The organism is Microbacterium sp. TW_SC_2 (genome assembly GCF_055361165.1).
Genome location: NZ_CM143952.1, coordinates 2,596,248 through 2,616,179 on the forward strand (window position 1 = coordinate 2,596,248; position 19,932 = coordinate 2,616,179).

The 19,932-nt window shown below is 66.9% G+C and carries 30 protein-coding genes; 2 read left to right on the forward strand and 28 right to left on the reverse strand.

Annotated features, from left to right (window positions below; genetic code table 11):
• Positions 1–24 precede the first annotated feature (24 nt).
• Genes ACWA14_RS12590 through ACWA14_RS12600 form a run of 3 tightly spaced genes read right to left on the reverse strand, consistent with a single transcriptional unit; the run spans position 25 to position 3,150 of the window.
• Positions 25–1,572 carry a tripartite tricarboxylate transporter permease gene (locus ACWA14_RS12590; RefSeq protein WP_463794026.1) on the reverse strand — a complete coding sequence of 516 codons (1,548 nt, stop codon included), beginning with the start codon at positions 1,570–1,572 and terminating at the stop codon, positions 25–27.
• Positions 1,572–2,135, reverse strand: coding sequence for a tripartite tricarboxylate transporter TctB family protein (locus ACWA14_RS12595; RefSeq protein ID WP_463794028.1), 564 nt, complete (start codon positions 2,133–2,135; stop codon positions 1,572–1,574). Before ACWA14_RS12595 ends, ACWA14_RS12590 begins: the two co-directional genes overlap by 1 nt.
• A 1-nt stretch (position 2,136) precedes the next feature.
• On the reverse strand, positions 2,137–3,150 hold the full coding sequence (locus ACWA14_RS12600; protein WP_463794029.1) for a Bug family tripartite tricarboxylate transporter substrate binding protein: 1,014 nt from the start codon (positions 3,148–3,150) through the stop codon (positions 2,137–2,139).
• Between the two features lie 164 nt (positions 3,151–3,314).
• On the opposite strand from ACWA14_RS12600, the gene ACWA14_RS12605 reads away from it, so the two are divergent.
• Both ACWA14_RS12605 and ACWA14_RS12610 read left to right on the forward strand, forming a co-directional pair.
• The gene (locus ACWA14_RS12605; RefSeq protein WP_463794031.1) at positions 3,315–4,553 is read left to right on the forward strand and encodes a PAS domain-containing protein; all 1,239 of its coding nucleotides are present in this window, start codon (positions 3,315–3,317) and stop codon (positions 4,551–4,553) included.
• A gap of 122 nt (positions 4,554–4,675) precedes the next feature.
• Positions 4,676–6,250: an AMP-binding protein gene (locus tag ACWA14_RS12610; RefSeq protein WP_463794033.1), complete on the forward strand. Its 1,575-nt coding sequence runs from the start codon at positions 4,676–4,678 to the stop codon at positions 6,248–6,250.
• Between the two features lie 75 nt (positions 6,251–6,325).
• On the opposite strand, the gene rplQ is transcribed toward ACWA14_RS12610, so the two are convergent.
• From rplQ to rpsS, 25 genes are all read right to left on the reverse strand, one after another.
• Positions 6,326–6,871: a 50S ribosomal protein L17 gene (rplQ, locus tag ACWA14_RS12615; protein WP_463794035.1), complete on the reverse strand. Its 546-nt coding sequence runs from the start codon at positions 6,869–6,871 to the stop codon at positions 6,326–6,328.
• A gap of 33 nt (positions 6,872–6,904) precedes the next feature.
• Positions 6,905–7,894: a DNA-directed RNA polymerase subunit alpha gene (locus tag ACWA14_RS12620; protein ID WP_045278736.1), complete on the reverse strand. Its 990-nt coding sequence runs from the start codon at positions 7,892–7,894 to the stop codon at positions 6,905–6,907.
• Positions 7,895–8,031: 137 nt separating this feature from the next.
• Positions 8,032–8,430 carry a 30S ribosomal protein S11 gene (gene rpsK / locus ACWA14_RS12625; protein WP_046013422.1) on the reverse strand — a complete coding sequence of 133 codons (399 nt, stop codon included), beginning with the start codon at positions 8,428–8,430 and terminating at the stop codon, positions 8,032–8,034.
• A 31-nt stretch (positions 8,431–8,461) separates the two neighbouring features.
• Complete coding sequence (rpsM, locus tag ACWA14_RS12630) at positions 8,462–8,836, reverse strand: 30S ribosomal protein S13 (RefSeq protein ID WP_067121131.1); 375 nt, start codon at positions 8,834–8,836, stop codon at positions 8,462–8,464.
• Positions 8,837–9,020: 184 nt separating this feature from the next.
• Entirely contained in the window at positions 9,021–9,137 is a 117-nt protein-coding gene (gene rpmJ, locus ACWA14_RS12635; protein ID WP_005050492.1) for a 50S ribosomal protein L36, read from the reverse strand.
• Between the two features lie 63 nt (positions 9,138–9,200).
• Complete coding sequence (gene infA, locus ACWA14_RS12640) at positions 9,201–9,422, reverse strand: translation initiation factor IF-1 (RefSeq protein ID WP_017201569.1); 222 nt, start codon at positions 9,420–9,422, stop codon at positions 9,201–9,203.
• A gap of 153 nt (positions 9,423–9,575) precedes the next feature.
• Complete coding sequence (locus ACWA14_RS12645; RefSeq protein WP_463794040.1) at positions 9,576–10,232, reverse strand: DsbA family protein; 657 nt, start codon at positions 10,230–10,232, stop codon at positions 9,576–9,578.
• Positions 10,232–11,083 carry a type I methionyl aminopeptidase gene (gene map, locus ACWA14_RS12650; protein WP_463794044.1) on the reverse strand — a complete coding sequence of 284 codons (852 nt, stop codon included), beginning with the start codon at positions 11,081–11,083 and terminating at the stop codon, positions 10,232–10,234. Before map ends, ACWA14_RS12645 begins: the two co-directional genes overlap by 1 nt.
• 10 nt (positions 11,084–11,093) lie before the next feature.
• Positions 11,094–11,690, reverse strand: coding sequence for an adenylate kinase (locus tag ACWA14_RS12655; protein WP_463794046.1), 597 nt, complete (start codon positions 11,688–11,690; stop codon positions 11,094–11,096).
• Entirely contained in the window at positions 11,687–13,009 is a 1,323-nt protein-coding gene (gene secY, locus ACWA14_RS12660) for a preprotein translocase subunit SecY (protein WP_463794049.1), read from the reverse strand. Before secY ends, ACWA14_RS12655 begins: the two co-directional genes overlap by 4 nt.
• Before the next feature lie 129 nt (positions 13,010–13,138).
• Positions 13,139–13,774 carry a 50S ribosomal protein L15 gene (gene rplO, locus ACWA14_RS12665; RefSeq protein ID WP_463794050.1) on the reverse strand — a complete coding sequence of 212 codons (636 nt, stop codon included), beginning with the start codon at positions 13,772–13,774 and terminating at the stop codon, positions 13,139–13,141.
• Positions 13,774–13,959 carry a 50S ribosomal protein L30 gene (gene rpmD, locus ACWA14_RS12670; RefSeq protein WP_463794054.1) on the reverse strand — a complete coding sequence of 62 codons (186 nt, stop codon included), beginning with the start codon at positions 13,957–13,959 and terminating at the stop codon, positions 13,774–13,776. The genes rplO and rpmD overlap by 1 nt, the downstream gene beginning before the upstream one ends.
• On the reverse strand, positions 13,959–14,651 hold the full coding sequence (rpsE, locus tag ACWA14_RS12675) for a 30S ribosomal protein S5 (protein WP_463794057.1): 693 nt from the start codon (positions 14,649–14,651) through the stop codon (positions 13,959–13,961). The genes rpmD and rpsE overlap by 1 nt, the downstream gene beginning before the upstream one ends.
• Before the next feature lie 20 nt (positions 14,652–14,671).
• On the reverse strand, positions 14,672–15,031 hold the full coding sequence (rplR, locus tag ACWA14_RS12680) for a 50S ribosomal protein L18 (protein ID WP_029260926.1): 360 nt from the start codon (positions 15,029–15,031) through the stop codon (positions 14,672–14,674).
• Positions 15,032–15,033: 2 nt separating this feature from the next.
• Complete coding sequence (rplF, locus tag ACWA14_RS12685) at positions 15,034–15,570, reverse strand: 50S ribosomal protein L6 (RefSeq protein WP_463794062.1); 537 nt, start codon at positions 15,568–15,570, stop codon at positions 15,034–15,036.
• A gap of 6 nt (positions 15,571–15,576) precedes the next feature.
• A complete protein-coding gene (gene rpsH / locus ACWA14_RS12690; protein ID WP_047524103.1) occupies positions 15,577–15,975 on the reverse strand; it encodes a 30S ribosomal protein S8 in 399 nt (132 codons plus the stop codon).
• Between the two features lie 133 nt (positions 15,976–16,108).
• Positions 16,109–16,699: a 50S ribosomal protein L5 gene (gene rplE, locus ACWA14_RS12695; RefSeq protein ID WP_463794066.1), complete on the reverse strand. Its 591-nt coding sequence runs from the start codon at positions 16,697–16,699 to the stop codon at positions 16,109–16,111.
• Entirely contained in the window at positions 16,699–17,058 is a 360-nt protein-coding gene (gene rplX, locus ACWA14_RS12700) for a 50S ribosomal protein L24 (RefSeq protein ID WP_463794069.1), read from the reverse strand. The genes rplE and rplX overlap by 1 nt, the downstream gene beginning before the upstream one ends.
• Before the next feature lie 2 nt (positions 17,059–17,060).
• Positions 17,061–17,429 (reverse strand): 50S ribosomal protein L14, encoded by a 369-nt coding sequence (gene rplN, locus ACWA14_RS12705; protein ID WP_463794072.1) that lies wholly within the window; start codon positions 17,427–17,429, stop codon positions 17,061–17,063.
• A complete protein-coding gene (rpsQ, locus tag ACWA14_RS12710; RefSeq protein ID WP_463794074.1) occupies positions 17,426–17,758 on the reverse strand; it encodes a 30S ribosomal protein S17 in 333 nt (110 codons plus the stop codon). Before rpsQ ends, rplN begins: the two co-directional genes overlap by 4 nt.
• Complete coding sequence (gene rpmC, locus ACWA14_RS12715; protein WP_045278747.1) at positions 17,758–18,075, reverse strand: 50S ribosomal protein L29; 318 nt, start codon at positions 18,073–18,075, stop codon at positions 17,758–17,760. The genes rpsQ and rpmC overlap by 1 nt, the downstream gene beginning before the upstream one ends.
• On the reverse strand, positions 18,075–18,494 hold the full coding sequence (rplP, locus tag ACWA14_RS12720) for a 50S ribosomal protein L16 (RefSeq protein WP_463794079.1): 420 nt from the start codon (positions 18,492–18,494) through the stop codon (positions 18,075–18,077). Before rplP ends, rpmC begins: the two co-directional genes overlap by 1 nt.
• Complete coding sequence (rpsC, locus tag ACWA14_RS12725; RefSeq protein ID WP_463794081.1) at positions 18,494–19,249, reverse strand: 30S ribosomal protein S3; 756 nt, start codon at positions 19,247–19,249, stop codon at positions 18,494–18,496. The genes rplP and rpsC overlap by 1 nt, the downstream gene beginning before the upstream one ends.
• Positions 19,249–19,647, reverse strand: a complete 399-nt coding sequence (gene rplV, locus ACWA14_RS12730; RefSeq protein WP_463794084.1) for a 50S ribosomal protein L22 — start codon at positions 19,645–19,647, stop codon at positions 19,249–19,251. Before rplV ends, rpsC begins: the two co-directional genes overlap by 1 nt.
• Positions 19,647–19,928: a 30S ribosomal protein S19 gene (rpsS, locus tag ACWA14_RS12735; protein ID WP_463794086.1), complete on the reverse strand. Its 282-nt coding sequence runs from the start codon at positions 19,926–19,928 to the stop codon at positions 19,647–19,649. Before rpsS ends, rplV begins: the two co-directional genes overlap by 1 nt.
• Positions 19,929–19,932: the final 4 nt, after the last annotated feature.

Consider the following 19,932-nt stretch of genomic DNA (forward strand, 5'->3'; position numbering starts at 1 on the left):
GCGCCCCGCCGCCCCCCGGTGTCCTCAGACCTCCGAGTCGGAGCGGATCGGCACCGCGATCGACTCGGTGAGCGCCTGCTCGTAGCGGCGCTGACGGCGTCGCAGCCACAGCCCGCCCACGATCAGGAGCGCCAGCACCGCGTAGGCGACGGCGGCGAAGGGCTGCATGACCAACGTGCTCAGGTCGCCCTGGCTCAACTGCAGCGCCCGCCGCATCTGCGCCTCCCCCATCGGCCCGAGGATCATGCCGACGACGAGCGGCGCGACCGGGAACCCGTAGCGCCGCATGAAGTAGCCCAGCACGCCGATGATCAGCAGGATCAGGATGTCCACGACCGAGTAGTTGAGCGCGTACGCCCCGAAAGCCGCGAAGAGCAGGATGCCGGCGTACAGGTAAGGACGGGGGATCTGCAGCAGCTTCACCCACATCCCGACCAGCGGGAGGTTGAGCACGAGGAGGATGACGTTGCCGATGTAGAGGCTCGCCACGAGCGCCCACACCAGCGACGACTGACTCGTGAACAGCATCGGCCCCGGCTGGAGGCCGTAGGACTGGAACGCCGTGAGGATGATCGCGGCGGTCGCCGTCGTCGGGAGCCCGAGCGTCAGCAACGGCACGAGCACCCCGGCGGCGGCGGCGTTGTTCGCCGACTCCGGTCCCGCGACGCCCTCGATGGCTCCGCGGCCGAACTCGTCCCGGCGCTTCGACAGCTTCCGCTCCGTCGCATACGACAGGAAGGTCGCCACATCGGCGCCGCCCGCGGGGATCGTGCCGATCGGGAAGCCGATCGCCGTTCCCCGCAACCACGGCTTCCACGAGCGTCGCCAGTCGTCGCGGGTCATCCAGCTGCGCCATCCGCGGCTGACCGGGATCACATCGATCGCGCCGTGCCGGAGACGCGCGGCGATGTAGAGGGTCTCCCCCACTGCGAACAGCCCGACGGCGACGAGCACGATGTCGATGCCGTCGGCGAGCGGCAGGAGTCCGAGCGTGTAGCGCTGCTGCCCGGAGAGCTGGTCGGTGCCGATCAGGCCGAGGAACAGACCGACGCCGAGGGACAGCAGTCCGCGCGGCACGGACGAGCCCATCAGCGCGCCGACGGTGACGAACGCCACCACGATCAGGGCGACGTAGTCCGACGGTCCCAGGTTCACCGCGAACTGCGCCAGCACCGGGGCGAGGAGGGTGAGCCCGATGGTCGCGAGCGTGCCGGCGACGAAGGAGCCGAGGGCGGCGGTGGCGAGCGCCGCGGCGCCCCTGCCCAGCTTGGCCATCTTGTGTCCCTCGATCGCCGTGACGATCGAGGCGGATTCCCCGGGGGTGTTCAGCAGGATGCTGGTCGTCGACCCGCCGTACATGCCGCCGTAGTAGATCCCCGCGAAGGTGATCAGCGCGGCCGTGGGGTCGAGCGTGTAGGTCAGCGGCAGCAGGAGCGCGACCGTCATGGCCGGCCCGATGCCCGGGAGCACGCCGACGGCCGTCCCGATCAGCACGCCGAAGAACGCGAACACCAGGTACTGCGGCTGGAGCGCCGTGGCGAAGCCTTCGAGCAGGAGATTCCAGCTGTCCATCAGAACATCCTTCCGAGCCAGCCGAGTGCCGGTCCCCAGGGCAGCGAGAGCCCCAGAAGCCCACCGAAGACGACCTGCACGATCAGCGCCAGCGCGACACCGACGAGCAGCGCCCGCCACCATTTCTTCGCGCCGAGCGCCCACGCGACCCCGGCGAACAGCAGGGCAGCGGCCGGAGCCCAGCCGAGCGGCTCGATCAGCACGAGATGGGCGACGAGCAGGGCGGCGATCTTCAGCAGCGTGATCCAGTCCGTCGGAAGCGACTGGTCCACGTCCTCGCCGTCCTCGGGGACACCGCGCTCACCGCGCAGGATGCCGACGACGACCGCGACCGCGGAGGCGAGCAGCAGCACCGCCACGAAGATCGGGAAGACCGTGGGGCCGACCTGCGAGCCGACCGGCACGTGGATCGCGAAGACGCCGATCAGGGCGAACACGCCGAGCGCGACCATGAGGAGGGCGAAGATCAGTTCGCCCACCGGGAGTGACCCGACGAGACGTGCGGGTCGGCCGACGCCGACCCGCACCTCCTCGGGGCCTCCCTGCAGAGACCCGGGCGCCATGTCAGCCGACCAGGCCGATGTTCTTCAGCGTCGCGGTGACCTCGTCGATGTCGGAGGCGAGGAAGTCCTCGAACTCCGCTCCCGTGAGGAAGGCATCCGCCCAGCCCCGGGTCTCGAGTTCCTCGGTCCAGGATGCGGAGTCGTGCAGCTCGGTGACGATGCGCTCGAGCTCCGTGCGGTGCGCGTCGTCGATGCCGCCCGGCGCGATCACTCCGCGCCAGTTGGTCAGCACCACGTCGTATCCCGAGTCCGTGATGGTGGGGACGTCGGGGAGCTGGGGGACCTCGTCCTCCGACGACACGGCGAGCGCGCGCATCGTGCCCGCCTCGATGTGCTGGAGGAACTCCCCCACTCCGGAGATACCGGCCGAGACCTTGCCTCCGAGGATCAACGAGGTCGCCTCACCGCCGCCCGAGTTGGGCGTGTAGTTGAGCTTCTCGGCGATGTCGCCGCCGTCGAGCCCGGCCTCCTCGAGCATGAGTCCGGCGAGGATGTGATCGGCCCCGCCGGCGGATCCGCCGGTGATCGTGACGGCCTGTCCGTTGTCGACGACATCCTCCACGAGGTCTTCGAGGGTGTCGTACTCGGAATCGGCGGGGACGACCACGACCAGCGGCTCATCGGTCAGCCGGGCGATCGGCGTCATGTCCTCGATCCGTACGGCGGACGCGTTCGTCTCCACCGCGCCGACCATCACCAGGCCCATCACCATGAGCGTGTTCGGGTCGCGCTCGTTCGCGAGCTGAGCCAGACCGACCGTGCCTCCCGCTCCGCCGACGTTGGTGACGGCGGCCGATCCGACGATGTCCTCCTCGGTGAGCAGCTGCGACAGTGCCCGACCGGTCTGATCCCACCCGCCTCCGGGGTCGGCCGGCACGACGATCGAGACGTCGGTGACCGTGACGGCCTCGCCTCCCCCGTCGGCTGCCGGTTCGGCGCTGCCGGAGCATGAGGTCATCGTCAGGGCAGCGACCGCCGCGAGGGCGGCCAGGGTGCCGATCCGTGCTGTGTTCATTTCTGCTCCTCCTTGAGCATCGGTGAGTGCTGTCCGTCCACCCTGGGTTCGCGGGTCTCACCGCTCAAGCTTCGGAAACTATTGCTCCCGGTTCTGAAACTATTGGTCGCGAACGTCTCCCCCGCGCGCTCGCGGCGGCGAGGAGGAGCGGGGAGAATGAGCGAGTGGCTTCGAAGATGACGCTTCGCGTTCAGCTGCTCCTGTTGCAGGCGCTGATCGTGTTCCTGGTGACTCTCGCGACCGGCGTCGTCGCCGGTGCGTTCCAGGAGTATGCGCTGCGTGAGGCCTACAAGGATCGGATGCAGGCCGTGGCGCAGTCCATCGCCCAGCTCCCGACCATCCTCGAGGCGTTCGACGACGCCGATCCGTCCGCGGAGATCCAGCCGGTCGCCGAGGTGATCCGCAAGGCGTCGGATCTGGCCTACGTGGTCGTCGCCAATGACGACGGCATCCGCTACTCGCACCCGAACCCCGATCGCATCGGCGAACGCGTCTCGACCGACCCCTCCGTGCCGCTCGCCGGACAGGTCTACGTCGGCACGCAGACCGGCACCCTCGGACCGTCGTGGCGCGTGAAGGTGCCCATCCGCGACGCGGACGGATCCGTGATGGGCACGGCGTCGGTCGGGATCCTGGAGTCCGAGCTCAACGCCGAGTTCCTGAGCAATCTCACCGGGCTGATCGCCGCCATGCTCGCCGCTGCAGTGGTCGGAGTGTTCGGGTCGGCCTGGGTGACCTCGGTGATCCGCCGTCGCATCTACCGGCTGGAGCCGCACCAGATCGCCGCCCTGGTGAAGAACCAGGAGACGACTCTGCACGGTCTCAGCGAGGGCGTGATCGTCGTGGACGAGCGCGGACGCATCACCCTGGCCAACGATGCCGCCGCCCGCTTCCTCGGTGCGGGGCCAGGCGAGCTCGACGGCGCCGAGGCGTCGGATGCACTCTGCTCCGAGTTGGAGGCGGTGCTGCGCGAAGGCGAGACGGCGGGGCGCCCGGTCATCGTCGGCGCCCATGTGCTGGTCGCCCGCAGCACGGGGAGCGTGGCCGACGACGGCAGCGCGGTCGAGGCGACCCTGCTGCTCCGCGACCACACGGAGCTGCACGACGTCGTGCGCCGGGTCGAGACCGCCGACGCGATCATCGCGTTCCGGCAGCGGTTCGGCGTCCCCAAGGGACTGAGCGCGGAGACCCTCGATCGTGTCGTCGTCGCCCTCACCGCTCGCCCCGAGGCCTCCGCGTCCGAGATCGGCGACGACCTGCAGATCTCGCGGGTGAGCGCACGACGCTACCTCGAGCACCTCGCCAGTTCGGGACGCGCTGTCCGCGCGCTGGACTATTCGACCAAGGGACGACCGAGCACCCGCTATCGCGTGGTCGACACCGCGGAGTCGCGCTCCCGCTGATCGCTGATCGCTGATCGCTGCTCACTGATCGCTGCTCACCCCTGGGACGCAGTCCTCGGCTATGCGACACTTGATCCCACCCCGACCACGCGGACGTGGTCGGCCGGATCGAAGGAGATCTCATGGTTCGCAGTACCTTTCCGGAGGTGGAGATCCCCGCTGTCTCCGTCTACGACTTCCTCTTCGGAGATCTCGACGAGGCCCGTCTCGACGCCACGGCGGTGGTCGACGGGACCAGCGGTGCGGAGACCAGCTATCGGCAGCTGATCGCGCAGATCGATCTCTTCGCCGGCGCTCTCGCCGCCCGCGGCGTCGGCGTCGGGACGCGCATCGGCTTGCTGTGCCCGAACATCCCCGCGTTCGCGACCGTGTTCCACGGCATCCTGCGCGCCGGCGCCACCGCGACCACGATCAACTCCCTCTACACGCCTGAGGAGATCGCCGCCCAGCTCGCGGACGCCGAGGCCGACTGGCTGATCACCGTGTCTCCCCTGCTTCCGGGCGCTGAGGCGGCGGCCGCCACGGTGGGCATCGACGCCGACCATCTCATCGTTCTCGACGGCGCTGACGGACACCCCTCGCTCCCGGATCTGCTCGGTGAGGGCCGCGCCGCCCCCACCGTGTCGTTCGACCCCGCCGAGCACCTCGCCGTCCTGCCGTACTCCTCCGGCACCACCGGACGACCCAAGGGCGTGATGCTCACGCACCGGAACCTCGTGGCCAATGTGAGTCAGTGCCGATCCACCATCTCTCTGGCCGACGACGACCGCGTGCTCGCGGTGCTGCCCTTCTTCCACATCTACGGCATGACCGTGCTGCTGAACTTCGCGCTGCGTCAGCGCGCGGCCCTCGTGACCATGCCGAGGTTCGATCTCGCCGACTTCCTGCGCGTGGTCGCCGAGCACCGCACGAGCTGGGTGTTCATCGCGCCGCCGATCGCGGTGGCCCTGGCGAAGCATCCGCTGGTCGACCAGTACGACCTCTCGTCGATCAAGGTCGTGTTCTCGGGCGCCGCGCCCCTCGACGGCGCCCTGGCCACCGCCGTGGCCGCGCGTCTGGGGTGCACGGTCTGCCAGGGGTACGGCATGACCGAGACGAGTCCGGTGACGCATGCGATCCCGGCGGACCGCGACGACATCGATCGCTCCAGCGTCGGGCTGCTGCTGAGCGGCACCGAGGCCCGGCTGCGCGATGCCGAGACGGGCGCTGAAGTCACGGCGCCGACCGACGGGGCGAGCGCTCCCGGCGAGCTGCTGATCCGCGGCCCGCAGGTGATGAAGGGATACCTGAACCGCCCGGAGGCCACGCACGAGATGCTCGACGAGGAGGGCTGGCTGCACACCGGCGATGTCGCCACGGTCACCGCCGAGGGGGTCTTCCGCATCGTCGACCGCCTGAAGGAGCTGATCAAGTACAAGGGCTACCAGGTGGCGCCCGCGGTGCTCGAGGCGGTGCTGCTGGAACACCCCGCGATCGCGGACGCCGCGGTCGTCGGCGCTCCGGACGACGACGGGCAGGAGGTGCCGAAGGCGTTCGTGGTGGTGCAGCAGGGCGCCGAGCTCGACGCCGACGCGGTCATGGCATACGTGGCCGGGCGGGTCGCACCGCACGAGAAGGTCCGTCAGGTGGAATTCATCGACGCCATCCCGAAGTCGGCCTCCGGAAAGATCCTGCGGAAAGACCTCCGCGCCCGCTGAGTCGTCCCGGCTCCCGGGAGACGACGAAGCCCGCCACCCCGGGAGGGGCGGCGGGCTTCGTGGTGAGCAGAGGTCTTACTCGGACTTCTTCTCGACAGCGTCCTCGGCGGCAGCCTCGGCTGCGTCACCCTCGGCCTGCGACTCCGCACCGGCGTCGGCAGCAGCCGCGTCGTCGGCGGGGGCCTCCTCCGCGGGGGCCTCCTCGACCTTGGCGGGCTTCTCAGCCGCCGCGGTCTTCTTGGCCGACTTCGCCTTGGGCGTGACGGGCTCGAGAACGAGCTCGATCACGGCCATGGGGGCGTTGTCACCCTTGCGGTTGCCGACCTTCGTGATGCGGGTGTAGCCACCCTCACGGTCAGCGACCAGCGGCGCGATCTCGGCGAACAGAGTGTGCACGACGCTCTTGTCTCCGATGACGGCCAGGACGCGACGACGCGCGTGCAGGTCGCCACGCTTGGCGAAGGTGATCAGACGCTCAGCGAGCGGACGGAGGCGCTTGGCCTTCGTCTCGGTCGTCTTGATCGACTTGTGGGTGTAGAGCGCCGCCGCGAGGTTGGCAAGCATCAGGCGCTCGTGTGCGGGGCCGCCTCCGAGGCGGGGACCCTTAGTGGGCTTGGGCATAATCGTCTAGCTCCTGGTCAGAAAGGTCGGGATTCAGAAGGACTCGTCTTCGCTGCCGCCGTAGAAGTGGGCGCCGTCGAAACCGGGCACCGAATCCTTGAGCGACAGACCGAGCGAGATGAGCTTGTCGCGCACCTCGTCGACCGACTTCTGGCCGAAATTGCGGATGTTCATGAGCTGCGTCTCCGACAGGGCGACGAGCTCGGAAACAGTGTTGATGCCCTCACGCTTCAGGCAGTTGTACGAGCGGACCGACAGGTCGAGGTCCTCGATCGGCATCGACAGCTCGCTGGAGTTCACTGCCTCCACCGGCGCCGGGCCGATCTCGATGCCCTCGGCCTCGACGTTCAGCTCGCGGGCGAGACCGAACAGCTCGGTGAGCGTCTTGGCGGCCGAGGCCACCGCGTCGCGCGGGACGATGCTGTTCTTGGTCTCGACATCGAGGATGAGCTTGTCGAAGTCGGTACGCTCACCGGCACGAGTCGCCTCGACGCGGTAGCTGACCTTCAGGACGGGCGAGTAGATCGAGTCGATCGGGATCTGACCGGCCTCGGCGTACTCGTTGCGGTTCTGCGTACCGGAGACGTAGCCGCGGCCACGCTCGATCGTCAGTTCCAGCTCGAACTTCGCGGTGTCGTTGAGGGTCGCGATGACGAGCTCGGGGTTGTGCACCTCGACACCGGCCGGAGCCGAGATGTCGGCGGCGGTGACTTCGCCCGAACCGGTCTTGCGCAGGTACGCCGTGATGGGCTCGTCGCGCTCCGAGGAGACGACCAGGCCCTTGATGTTGAGGATGATCTCGGTGACATCCTCCTTCACGCCGGGGATGGTGCTGAACTCGTGCAGCACGCCGTCGATGCGAACGCTGGTGACAGCGGCGCCGGGGATCGACGACAGCAGGCTGCGACGCAGCGCGTTGCCGATCGTGTATCCGAAGCCGGGCTCCAGAGGCTCGATGATGAACCGGCTCCGGTTCTCGACGATCTTTTCCTCGGTGAGTGTGGGACGCTGTGCAATAAGCACTCTGTGTTCCTTTCGATCACATGACCGCTATATGACATGTGGTGTGGTGAGGTCTTGAGTTGTGGAAGTCGATGCCCGCATGCGGGCGGAGAGCCGCCCGGCCCCACGAGGGGGCGCGAGCGGCTCACCGTGCCGGATCAGACGCGGCGGCGCTTCGGCGGGCGGCAACCGTTGTGCGCCTGCGGGGTGACGTCCGAGATCGAGCCGACCTCGAGGCCGGCGGCCTGCAGCGAGCGGATCGCGGTCTCGCGGCCGGAGCCCGGACCCTTCACGAAGACGTCGACCTTCTTGACGCCGTGCTCCTGCGCCTGACGCGCAGCGGACTCGGCGGCCAGTCCCGCAGCGTACGGGGTCGACTTGCGCGAGCCCTTGAAGCCCACGCCACCCGACGACGCCCAGCTGATGACAGCGCCGGACGGGTCGGTGATCGAAACGATGGTGTTGTTGAACGTCGACTTGATGTGGGCCTGGCCCAGCGCGATGTTCTTCTTTTCCTTGCGGCGCGGCTTGCGCGCGGCGGCCTTGGGTGCAGCCATGAAAGTGTTCTCCTAGTCCCTGGGGCCGCGCTTAGCGGGCCTTCTTCTTGCCTGCGACGGTGCGCTTCGGGCCCTTGCGGGTACGGGCGTTGGTCTTGGTGCGCTGACCACGGACCGGGAGACCACGACGGTGGCGGATGCCCTCGTAGGAGCCGATCTCGACCTTGCGGCGGATGTCTGCGGCGACCTCGCGGCGGAGGTCACCCTCCACCTTGTAGTTGCCTTCGATGTAGTCGCGGAGGGCGATCAGCTGCTCGTCGCTGAGGTCCTTCACGCGGATGCTCTCGTCGATCTCCGTCGCCTTGAGGATCTCGACCGAGCGGGTGCGGCCAACGCCGTAGATGTAGGTAAGGGCGATCACCACGCGCTTGTCGCGCGGGATGTCAACGCCGGCAAGACGTGCCATGCGGTTCTCCTGGGTGTTGTGGAGGTGTGGAACAGGATCGGTGCCCGGGCCTCCGCCCGAGGTGTCCTCTCCGCCGGCTCAAGAGCCGGGCGGAGGATCTGATCCTGCCGTCTGTGTGTTCAGTTATGAGATGTGCACGAGCGATGCCGCGCAGCGCGGGCCTGAGACCAGACCCGCCAGGGGTTCAGCCCTGGCGCTGCTTGTGACGCGGGTTGCTCTTGCAGATCACCATGACGCGGCCGTGGCGGCGGATCACCTTGCAGTGATCGCAGATCGGCTTGACGCTGGGGTTGACCTTCATGATGTTTCCTGTTCGCTGTCTTCGTACCGCCCCGTCAGGGGCAGGCCGTTACTTCTCGACCGATCAGCGGTAGCGGTAGACGATACGGCCGCGGGTGAGGTCGTAGGGGCTGAGCTCCACGACCACGCGGTCCTCGGGGATGATGCGGATGTAGTTCTGTCGCATCTTGCCGGAGATCGTCGCCAGGACCTTGTGTCCGTTGCTGAGCTCAACGCGGAACATCGCGTTGGGCAGAGCCTCGGAAATCACGCCCTCGATCTCGATGACACCGTCTTTCTTAGCCATAGCCTCGCTGACGCTTCTGCAGACCGGTCGATCTGCGGTGGGTGGTTGGATTGTGGTGCTGAGCCTCCGGACACGCCGAAATCAAGGCACAAAGCACCAAAGATCAATGTTAGACGCTCGCGGGCCATCCGGCAACTCGAGCGCCGCTCACGCTCAGCCGAGGATCGTGGCGAAGCGTGTGGCGATCTCGCTGTTGTCGATGCGCTCTCCGTCGATCTCGACGGTCGGCGTGCCCTGGATCTCGTGCTCCTTGGCCTGGGCCACGGGGAACTTGATGTACTCCTTGTCGGAGATGCACGTCGCGGAGTTCGTGGCTCCGGCCTGCTCGGCGTAAGAGGCGAGCTGGTTGTCATCGAGTCCGGCCGACCCCTCGGCGGGCTGGTTCTCGAACAACAGGTTCATGAACGCGAGTGCGGAGTCGGGGTCGTTCTCGGCGACGCAGTACATCGCCGCGGCGGAGCGCGAGGAGTAGTCGGTCGTCGAACGGAAGTCGAGGATGGCGATCGGGTGGATGTTCAGGGTGATCTCGTCGTTCGCGGCGGCGGTCTGCAGCTGCTCGCCGTACGCCTGCTCGAACTGACCGCACACGGGGCACATGAAGTCGATGTAGGTGTCGACCGTGGTGTCGCCCTCGCCGACGGTGATCGCGCCGTTCTCCTCGCTGATCAGCGCCCCACCGGGGGTCGGACCGGGAGCCGTGGCCTGGTTGTTCAGGAACACCACGAGACCGCCCAGGGCGATCAGAATCACGACGACGGCGGCCGAGACCCCGATCGCGAACCAGTTGGTGTTGCTCTTCGCCGCTGCCATTACTTTCCGATCTCTCGAGGCTCGACCCCGAACGGGGCGAGTCCGGCTCTTCCGCCGTCAGGCGCGGTGAGCACCCAGACACCCCCATCATGCAGGGCCACGCTATGTTCCCAATGTGAGCCGTCTGTGCCGTCCACGGTCGTGACGGTCCAGTCGTCGTCTTCGACGTAGGTCGCCTCTCCCCCGGCGGTCACCATGGGCTCGATCGCCAGCACCAGCCCGGGCTTGACCTCGGGACCGGGGTCGGGCGTGCGGTAGTTGAAGACGCTCGGAGCCTCGTGCATCTTGCGTCCGATGCCGTGGCCCACATACTCGCGGAGGATCCCGTACGGCTCCCCCGACACGCGGGAGACTCCCTGGGCCTCGATGTACTCCTGGATCGCCGCGCCGATCTCGCCGAGGTGGCGCGCGGAGGCCATGGCCGCGATGCCGGCCCACATCGACCCCTCGGTCACGCGCGACAGCTCTTCGCGGTGGGCGACGAGCTCCGGCCGCTGCGGATCGGGTACCACGACGGAGATGGCGCTGTCGCCGTTCCATCCCTGGAACTGCGCCCCGCAGTCGACCGAGACGAGGTCGCCCGGCTGCAGCACGCGCTCACCCGGGATCCCGTGCACGACCTGCTCGTTCACGGAGACGCAGATGGTGTGCCGGTAGCCCCGGACGAGCTGGAAGTTCGACTCGGCGCCGCGGGAGGTGATCGCCGCGTTCGCGGCGGCGTCCAGCTCGAGCGTGGTGACACCCGCACGGATCAACGGCCGCACGGCGTCGAGCGCCTCCGCGGTGATGAGCCCCGGCTCCACCATCGACCTCAACTGGGCCGGGGTCTTGTAGATCGACCGGCGGAACATCGTCGGCCGCTCAGGCCGCGAGGCGCAGACCGCGGGCGGTCAGCGCGGCGAAGACACGGCTGGTGATCTCGTCGAGCGAGCCGACGCCGTCGATCCGATCGACGATGCCCTTGGCCCCGTAGGCCTCGAGGATCGGAGCCGTCTCGCGCTCGTAGATGTCGAGCCGGTGACCGATGGCCTCGGGGGTGTCATCCGAGCGCCCCTGCTCCGCGGCACGCAGGCGGAGGCGTGACATGCTCTCCTCACGCGGGACGTCGAGCAGGATGACGGCGTCGAGAGCCGCTCCGCGCTCGGCCAGGAACGCCTCGAGGTGGGCGACCTGTGCGGCGTTGCGCGGGTATCCGTCGAGAAGGAAGCCGTGCTCGGCGTCCTCCTGGGACAGTCGGTCGCGCACGATCTCGCTGGTGAGCTCGTCGGGGACGAGATCGCCCTTGTCGAGGATCGCCGTGACCTGCTGACCGAGCGGCGTCCCCTCCTTGATGTTCGCGCGGAAGATGTCGCCGGTGGAGACGACGGGGATGCCGTAGGACTCGGCGATGCGGACACCCTGCGTGCCCTTTCCGGAGCCCTGCGGGCCGACGATCAGGAGACGTGCGGTTGTCGTCATCGAAGAAGCCCTTCGTAATGGCGCTGCTGCAGCTGCGCGTCGATCTGCTTGACCGTCTCGAGACCGACACCGACGATGATCAGGATGGAGGCGCCGCCGAACGGGAAGTTCTGGTTGGCGCCGACCGTGGCCAGAGCGATGAGCGGGATGAGCGCGATCAGACCCAGGTAGATCGATCCGGGAAGCGTGATGCGCGTGAGGACGTAGTCGAGGTACTCGGCGGTCGGACGCCCGGCACGGATGCCGGGGATGAACCCGCCGTACTTCTTCATGTTGTCGGCGACCTCGACCGGGTTGAACGTGATCGCGACGTAGAAGTAGGTGAAGCCGATGATGAGGAGGAAGTACGCCAGCATGTACACCGGGTGGTTGCCCGTGGTGAAGTTCGCGCTGATCCAGGTGACCCAGGGCGCGGGGACGCTGCCGTCCTGCGGAGTGTTGAACTGGGCGATGAGCGCCGGGATGTAGAGCAGCGACGAGGCGAAGATCACGGGGATCACGCCGGCCATGTTCACCTTGATCGGGATGTAGGTGTTGGTGCCGCCGTAGGTGCGGCGTCCGACCATGCGCTTGGCGTACTGCACGGGGATGCGTCTCTGCGACTGTTCGACGAAGACGACCAGCCCCATCACGATGATTCCGACCAGGAGCACGAGCAGGAAGACCTCGAAGCCCCGGCTCTCCCAGATCATTCCCATGGCGCCGGGGAAGGTGGCGGAGATCGAGGTGAAGATGAGGAGCGACATGCCGTTGCCGATGCCGCGCTCGGTGACGAGCTCGGCGAACCACATGATCAGGCCCGTACCGGCGGTCATCGCCATGATGATGAGCAGCTGCGCCCACCACACGTCGTTGGTCAGCAGGTTCTGGCAGGCGGCGATGTCGGTCGCCCCGAAAAGCTGACCGCTGCGGGCGACCGTGACGAGGGTCGTGGACTGCAGCAGCGCGAGGGCGATCGTGAGGTACCGCGTGTACTGGGTCAACCGGGCCTGGCCGGCCTGACCCTCCTTGTGCAGCGCCTCGAAGTGCGGGATGACCACGCGGAGGAGCTGCGTGATGATGGTCGCGGTGATGTACGGCATCACCCCGAGCGCGAAGATTGAGAGCTGCAGCAGCGCGCCCCCGGAGAAGAGGTTGACCAGTCCGAGAAGGCCGTCGGCTCCGGTGTTCTGCGCGAGGCACTCCTCGACGTTCGGGAAGTTCACGAACGGCGCGGGCACATTGGAACCGAGCCGGTAGATGGCGATGATCGCCAAGGTGAAACCGATCTTCCGACGGAGGTCGGGGGTGCGGAAGATCCGCGCGATGGCGCTAAACAAGAACGTTCCTCCTGAAAAGGTTGCCTGATCCCGAAGGACGGCTGAATGACCAGGGTAACCTACCCGGCGGAGCCGGGAGACCGATGCACAAGAGGGGCCGGAGAATCTCCGGCCCCTCTTGTCTGGTGGTTACTTGACGGATCCGCCCGCAGCCACGATCTTCTGCTCGGCAGAACCCGAGACCTTGTCGACCGCGACGGTGAGCTTCACGGCGATGTCGCCGTTTCCGAGAACCTTGACCTTCTCGTTCTTGCGAACGGCACCCTTGGCGACCAGGTCGCTGATGGTGACATCGCCACCCTTGGGGTACAGCTCCGCGAGCTTCTCCAGGTTCACGACCTGGTACTCGACGCGGAACGGGTTCTTGAACCCGCGCAGCTTCGGGGTGCGCATGTGCAGAGGCATCTGCCCACCCTCGAAGCCGACGCGAACGGTGTTGCGTGCCCGGGTGCCCTTGGTACCACGGCCCGCGGTCTTGCCCTTGGAGCCCTCACCGCGACCGACACGGGTCTTCGCGGTGTTGGCGCCGGGGACCGGACGCAGGTGGTGCACCTTCAGCACGCCGGGGCGGGATGCCGGAGCATCCTTCTTCGGCGCAGCCTTCTTGGCAGCGGGCTTCTTGGCCGCAGAGTCGGCCGACGCGTTGCTGGCAGCGGTCTTGGCCGGTGCCTTCTTCGCGGCGGGCTTCTTCTCTGCAGCAGCCTTGGGAGCGGCAGCCTTCTTCGGGGCCTTGGTGGCCTCGACGGCGTCGTTCTTCTCAGCCATTAGTCGATCTCCTCAACCTTGACGAGGTGGGCGACGGTCTTGACGTACCCGCGCGTCTGCGCGTCGTCAGGGCGAACGGTGGTGTCACCGATTCGCTTGAGACCGAGGCTGCGCAGCGTGTCACGCTGGTTCTGCTTCTCGCTCACCTTGGACTTGACCTGCGTGACCTTGAGGCGCGAAGCCATCAGGCACCTACCTTCTGTGCGGCGATGGCGTCGGCCTCCGCGCGGACGAGACGAGCCGGAGCCACCTGGTCGAACTCGAGGCCACGACGTGCGGCGACCGCACGGGGCTCCTCGAGCTGCTTCAGAGCGGCGACGGTCGCGTGCACGATGTTGATCGTGTTCGACGAGCCGAGCGACTTCGACAGCACGTCGTGGATACCGGCGCACTCGAGCACGGCGCGGACGGGACCACCCGCGATGACACCGGTACCGCCGGAAGCGGGACGCAGCAGCACCACACCGGCAGCGGCCTCACCCTGCACGGGGTGCGGGATGGTGACGCCGACGCGCGGAACGCGGAAGAAGTTGCGCTTGGCCTCTTCGACACCCTTCGAGATCGCCAGGGGGACCTCGCGGGCCTTGCCGTAGCCGACGCCGACGAGTCCGTTGCCGTCACCGACGACCACGAGGGCGGTGAAGCTGAAGCGACGTCCACCCTTCACGACCTTCGAGACGCGGTTGATCGTCACGACGCGCTCGAGGAACTGGTTGTCCCCACGATCGCGCGAGTTGCGGTCACGGCCGCCACCCTGGTTGCGATCGCGACCGCCGCCGCGGCGGCCCTCGCGAGCAGGCTCGGCCTGAGTCGTGCCGGCGGCCGTCTCAGAGACGACCGGGGCCGCCTCGGGAGCGGCAGCAGCCGTTTCGGTCACTTCGTTCTCCTTGTTGTCACTCACAGTGCCAGCCCCCCTTCACGGGCGCCATCGGCGATGGCTGCGACACGACCGGCGTAGCGGTTGCCACCACGGTCGAACACGGCCTCGGAAACGCCGGCGGCCTTCGCGCGCTCGGCGAGAAGCTCGCCGACCTTGCGTGCCTTGGCGGTCTTGTCACCCTCGAGCGAGCGCAGGTCGGTCTCGAGCGTCGAAGCCGACGCCACGGTGTGACCCTTGCTGTCGTCGACGAGCTGCACGAAGACGTGGCGAGCCGAACGGTTGACGACGAGGCGCGGACGCACCTCGGTGCCGACGACCTTCTTGCGAAGGCGGGCGTGACGACGCGCGCGGGCGTCAGACTTTGACTTGAGAGCCATGGTTACTTACCACTCTTTCCGGCCTTGCGACGCACGTTCTCGCCGGCGTAGCGCACACCCTTGCCCTTGTACGGCTCGGGCTTGCGGATCTTGCGGATGTTGGCAGCTGCCTCACCGACAGCCTGCTTGTCGATTCCGCTGACGGTGAGCTTGTTCGTGCCCTCCACCGTGAGCGTGATCCCGGCGGGCGGGTCGATCAGGACCGGGTGCGAGAAGCCGAGTGCGAACTCGACCGCGCTGCCCTTCTGAGCGACGCGGTAACCGGTTCCGACAACCTCGAGACCCTTGGTGTAGCCCTGGGTCACGCCGATGATGTTGTTGTTGATGAGCGTGCGGGTCAGGCCGTGAAGCGACCGGGACTCGCGCTCGTCGTCGGGACGGGAGACCAGAACCTGGTTCTCCTCGACCGCGACCTCGATGGGGCTGGCCACCGTGAGGGTGAGTTCACCCTTGGGGCCCTTCACCGCGACCTCACGGCCGTCGACCGAAACGGTGACGCCCGCAGGCACGTCGATGGGAAGTCGTCCAATACGCGACATGATGAATTACCACACGTAGGCGAGAACTTCTCCGCCCACGCCCTTCTGCTCAGCCTGACGGTCGGTGAGAAGACCGGAGGAGGTGGACAGGATGGCCACGCCGAGGCCGCCGAGGACCGTGGGGAGCTCCGTGGACTTCGCGTAGACGCGGAGGCCGGGCTTCGAGACACGCTTGATGCCTGCGATGGAGCGCTCGCGGTTCGGGCCGTACTTCAGCGTCAGCGTCAGGTTCTTCCCGACGCGGGCGTCAGAGGTCTCCCAGCCGGCGATGTAGCCCTCCTGCTGGAGGATCTCGGCGATGTGCGTCTTCAACTTGCTCGACGGCAGGGTCACGGAGTCGTGGTGCGCCGAGTTCGCGTTGCGCAGACGGGTCAGCAGATCTGCGACCGGGTCTGTCATTGTCATTGTTATGTTCCTTTGTTCATGAGGTTCCGGCTGCCGTTACACGACAGACGGCCTGCGATGAGCACGCAATCTTCAATTGTACGTGCACATCGACGGGCTCAGTGACCGATGACCACTGAGCCCGTCGAGGCGGTTACGCCTGTGCGTCTTCCGAGCGGAACGGGAAGCCGAGGTGGCGGAGCAGTGCCCGACCCTCGTCATCCGTCTTCGCGGTGGTGACGACGGTGATGTCGAAACCGCGAACCCGGTCGATCTTGTCCTGATCGATCTCGTGGAACACGCTCTGCTCCTGGAGGCCGAAGGTGTAGTTGCCGTTGCCGTCGAACTGCTTGCCCGAGAGACCGCGGAAGTCGCGGATACGGGGCAGTGCGAGCGAGACGAGGCGGTCGACGAACTCCCAGGCGCGGTCGCCACGGAGCGTGACGTGTGCGCCGATGGCCTGACCTTCACGCAGCTTGAACTGCGCGATGGACTTGCGGGCCTTCGTGACGATCGGCTTCTGACCGGTGATCTTGGTGAGGTCGTCGACCGCACCATCGATCACCTTGCTGTCGCGAGCTGCCTCGCCGACACCGGTGTTCACGACGACCTTGACCAGACCGGGGATCTGCATGACGTTCGCATAACCGAACTCTTCCTGCATCGCCTTCTTGATCTCAGCGTTGTACTTCGCCTTCAGGCGGGGCTGGATCTTGCCAGCCACCGCGGCGTCGGTCCCTGCCATCAGAGGTCCTTACCTGACTTCTTCGCGAAGCGCACGCGGACGTTGCGCTTCACGCCGTCCTTCACCTGCTCCTCGACCCGGTGGCCGACCTTGGTCGGCTTCTTGGTCGAAGGGTCGACGAGTGCGACGTTCGAAATGTGGATGGAGGCCTCGACAGTCTCGATGCCCCCCGTCTTGGTGCCACGCTGCGTCTGACCGACGCGCGAGTGCTTGGTGACGTAGTTCACGCCTTCGACGATGACGCGGTTCTTGTCGGACAGGATCTCGAGGACCTTGCCCTGCTTGCCGCGGTCGCCGCCACGCTCCTGCGTGGCTCCGGTGATGACCTGAACCAGGTCACCCTTCTTGATCTTCGCCATGATTAAATGACCTCCGGCGCCAGCGAGACGATCTTCATGAACTTCTTGTCGCGAAGCTCACGACCGACCGGTCCGAAGATACGGGTGCCGCGGGGCTCCCCGTCGTTCTTCAGGATCACAGCGGCGTTCTCGTCGAACTTGATGTACGAACCGTCGGAACGGCGCGTCTCCTTCTTGGTGCGGACGATGACCGCCTTGACGACATCACCCTTCTTGACGTTCCCACCGGGGATCGCGTCCTTGACGGTCGCGACGATGGTGTCGCCCAGACCGGCGTAGCGGCGCTTGGAGCCTCCGAGAACGCGGATGGTGAGCAGCTCCTTGGCCCCGGTGTTGTCGGCGACCTTGAGTCGGGATTCCTGCTGGATCACTTGGCCTTCTCCAGAATCTCCACCAGACGCCAGCGCTTGGTGGCGCTCAGCGGGCGGGTCTCGTTGATCAGGACCAGGTCGCCGATGCCGGCGGAGTTCGCCTCATCGTGCGCCTTGACCTTCGAGGTGCGGCGGATGACCTTGCCGTAAAGCGGGTGCTTCACGCGGTCCTCGACCTCGACCACGATGGTCTTGTCCATCTTGTCGCTGACGACGTATCCACGACGCGACTTGCGGTAACCGCGAGCTGCGGCGTCGCGCACGTCGTGCTCAGACGACTCGTGTCCGGCGGACTGCGTCTCCACAGTCGCTTCCTTCTTGGTGGCCATCACTCAGCCTCTTCCTTCACGGCGTCGTCGGCGGAGTCCGCCTTCTTCGCCTTCGACTTGGTCGCCTTCTTCGCCGGGACCTCGACCGGAGCGGGCGTCGCACGGATGCCCAGCTCGCGTTCGCGGATCACGGTGTAGAGACGCGCGATGTCGCGCTTGACGGCGCGGATGCGGCCGTGGCTCTCCAGCTGGCCGGTGGCCGACTGGAAACGGAGGTTGAACAGCTCCTCCTTGGCCTTACGCAGCTCCTCAACGAGGCGCTGGTCTTCGAACGTGTCGAGCTCTGCCGGAGCGAGCTCCTTGGTGCCGATCGCCATTACGCGTCGCCCTCCTCGCGCTTGATGATGCGTGCCTTGAGAGGCAGCTTGTGAATGGCACGGGTGAGTGCCTCGCGAGCGAGTTCCTCGCTCACACCGGCGACCTCGAAGAGGACGCGACCCGGCTTGACGTTGGCGACCCACCACTCGGGGGAACCCTTACCGGAACCCATGCGGGTTTCGGCCGGCTTCTTCGTGAGCGGACGGTCGGGGTAGATGTTGATCCACACCTTTCCGCCACGCTTGATGTGACGCGTCATGGCGATACGAGCGGACTCGATCTGACGGTTCGTCACGTAAGCGGGCGTGAGGGCCTGGATGCCGTACTCGCCGAACGAGACCTGCGTGCCACCGGTAGCCTGCCCCGAACGACCGGGGTGGTGCTGCTTGCGGAACTTGACCTTACGGGGGATGAGCATTATGCCGACGCTCCTTCTGCGACAGGTGCCTCGTTGCGCGGCGCGCGGCGGCGGTCGCCACCACGGTCGTCACGACGGGACTTCGGTGCATTGGCCTGCTCGCGAGCGAGCTCCTTTGCGGTGAGGTCGCCCTTGTAGATCCAGACCTTCACACCGATACGGCCGAAGGTGGTCTTCGCCTCGTAGAAGCCGTAGTCGATGTTCGCGCGCAGCGTGTGCAGCGGCACACGACCCTCGCGGTAGAACTCCGACCGGCTCATCTCCGCGCCGCCGAGGCGACCGGAGACCTGGATGCGGATGCCCTTGGCACCGGCGCGCTGAGCGCCCTGCATGCCCTTGCGCATCGCGCGACGGAAAGCCACACGAGCAGACAGCTGCTCGGCGACACCCTGTGCGACCAGCTGAGCATCGGCCTCGGGGTTCTTGACCTCGAGGATGTTCAGCTGGATCTGCTTGCCCGAGAGCTTCTCGAGGTCGCCACGGATGCGCTCGGCCTCGGCTCCACGACGACCGATCACGATGCCCGGACGGGCGGTGTGGATGTCGACGCGGACGCGGTCACGGGTGCGCTCGATCTCGATGTTCGAGACACCGGCGCGGTCGAGCTGCGTCTTCAGCAGGTTGCGGATCTTGATGTCCTCGGCGACGTAGTCGGCGTAACGCTGACCCGGCTTCGTCGAGTCCGAGAACCAGCGCGACACGTGGTCCGTGGTGATACCGAGACGGAAGCCGTACGGGTTTACCTTCTGTCCCATTACTTGCTCGCCTTCTTGTTGCTGTCGCCCGGGGCGGCCGGAGCTGCCTCAGGCGTCGAGAGCACGACCGTGATGTGGCTCGTGCGCTTCTTGATCTGGAAAGCGCGACCCTGTGCACGGGGCTGGAAACGCTTGAGCGTCGTGCCCTCGTCGACGTACGCGTTGGCCACGTACAGGTCCTGCTCGTCGAGGAACTCGCCGTCGCGATCCGCCTTCACCTGCGCGTTGGCCATGGCCGACGCGACAAGCTTGTAGATCGGCTCACTGGCGCTCTGCTGCGCGAACTTCAGGATCGCCAGAGCCTCCTGGGCCTGCTTGCCCTTGATGAGCGCGACGACACGACGAGCCTTCTGAGGGGTCACGCGGATGTGTCGCACGCGTGCGATCGATTCGACCATTAGCGGCGCCGCCCCTTCTTGTCGTCCTTCTCGTGGCCGCGGAAGGTGCGGGTGGGCGCGAACTCGCCCAGCTTGTGGCCGACCATGGTCTCGGAGACAAACACGGGGATGTGCTTGCGACCGTCGTGGACCGCGATCGTGTGACCCAGCATGGCCGGGATGATCATGGACCGGCGAGACCAGGTCTTGATGACGTTCTTCGTGCCGGCTTCGTTCTGGCCGATCACCTTGCGAAGCAGGTGATCGTCGACGAAGGGGCCCTTCTTAAGACTGCGAGGCATCTTC

Bases quoted from the DNA above. Each gene is read 5' to 3' on its own strand.
- rplP (WP_463794079.1), bottom strand. From the start codon at position 18,494: ATGCTCATCCCCCGTAAGGTCAAGTTCCGCAAGCAGCACCACCCCGGT.
- ACWA14_RS12590 (WP_463794026.1), bottom strand. From the start codon at position 1,572: ATGGACAGCTGGAATCTCCTGCTCGAAGGCTTCGCCACGGCGCTCCAG.
- ACWA14_RS12655 (WP_463794046.1), bottom strand. From the start codon at position 11,690: ATGACGACAACCGCACGTCTCCTGATCGTCGGCCCGCAGGGCTCCGGA.
- ACWA14_RS12610 (WP_463794033.1), top strand. From the start codon at position 4,676: ATGGTTCGCAGTACCTTTCCGGAGGTGGAGATCCCCGCTGTCTCCGTC.
- rpmC (WP_045278747.1), bottom strand. From the start codon at position 18,075: ATGGCGATCGGCACCAAGGAGCTCGCTCCGGCAGAGCTCGACACGTTC.
- rpsC (WP_463794081.1), bottom strand. From the start codon at position 19,249: ATGGGACAGAAGGTAAACCCGTACGGCTTCCGTCTCGGTATCACCACG.
- rpsH (WP_047524103.1), bottom strand. From the start codon at position 15,975: ATGACAATGACAGACCCGGTCGCAGATCTGCTGACCCGTCTGCGCAAC.
- ACWA14_RS12600 (WP_463794029.1), bottom strand. From the start codon at position 3,150: ATGAACACAGCACGGATCGGCACCCTGGCCGCCCTCGCGGCGGTCGCT.
- rpsS (WP_463794086.1), bottom strand. From the start codon at position 19,928: ATGCCTCGCAGTCTTAAGAAGGGCCCCTTCGTCGACGATCACCTGCTT.
- rplQ (WP_463794035.1), bottom strand. From the start codon at position 6,871: ATGCCCAAGCCCACTAAGGGTCCCCGCCTCGGAGGCGGCCCCGCACAC.
- ACWA14_RS12595 (WP_463794028.1), bottom strand. From the start codon at position 2,135: ATGGCGCCCGGGTCTCTGCAGGGAGGCCCCGAGGAGGTGCGGGTCGGC.
- rpsQ (WP_463794074.1), bottom strand. From the start codon at position 17,758: ATGGCCACCAAGAAGGAAGCGACTGTGGAGACGCAGTCCGCCGGACAC.
- rplE (WP_463794066.1), bottom strand. From the start codon at position 16,699: ATGGCAGGGACCGACGCCGCGGTGGCTGGCAAGATCCAGCCCCGCCTG.
- ACWA14_RS12645 (WP_463794040.1), bottom strand. From the start codon at position 10,232: ATGGCAGCGGCGAAGAGCAACACCAACTGGTTCGCGATCGGGGTCTCG.
- rpmJ (WP_005050492.1), bottom strand. From the start codon at position 9,137: ATGAAGGTCAACCCCAGCGTCAAGCCGATCTGCGATCACTGCAAGGTG.
- rplV (WP_463794084.1), bottom strand. From the start codon at position 19,647: ATGGTCGAATCGATCGCACGCGTGCGACACATCCGCGTGACCCCTCAG.
- rplX (WP_463794069.1), bottom strand. From the start codon at position 17,058: ATGGCGAAGATCAAGAAGGGTGACCTGGTTCAGGTCATCACCGGAGCC.
- map (WP_463794044.1), bottom strand. From the start codon at position 11,083: ATGTTCCGCCGGTCGATCTACAAGACCCCGGCCCAGTTGAGGTCGATG.
- rpmD (WP_463794054.1), bottom strand. From the start codon at position 13,959: ATGGCTTCGCGCCTCAAGGTCACGCAGGTCAAGTCCAAGGTGAGCGAG.
- rplF (WP_463794062.1), bottom strand. From the start codon at position 15,570: ATGTCGCGTATTGGACGACTTCCCATCGACGTGCCTGCGGGCGTCACC.
- infA (WP_017201569.1), bottom strand. From the start codon at position 9,422: ATGGCTAAGAAAGACGGTGTCATCGAGATCGAGGGCGTGATTTCCGAG.
- rplO (WP_463794050.1), bottom strand. From the start codon at position 13,774: ATGGCTGAGAAGAACGACGCCGTCGAGGCCACCAAGGCCCCGAAGAAG.
- rpsK (WP_046013422.1), bottom strand. From the start codon at position 8,430: ATGGCTGCACCCAAGGCCGCCGCGCGCAAGCCGCGCCGCAAGGAAAAG.
- rplR (WP_029260926.1), bottom strand. From the start codon at position 15,031: ATGGCTCTCAAGTCAAAGTCTGACGCCCGCGCGCGTCGTCACGCCCGC.
- rpsM (WP_067121131.1), bottom strand. From the start codon at position 8,836: ATGGCACGTCTTGCCGGCGTTGACATCCCGCGCGACAAGCGCGTGGTG.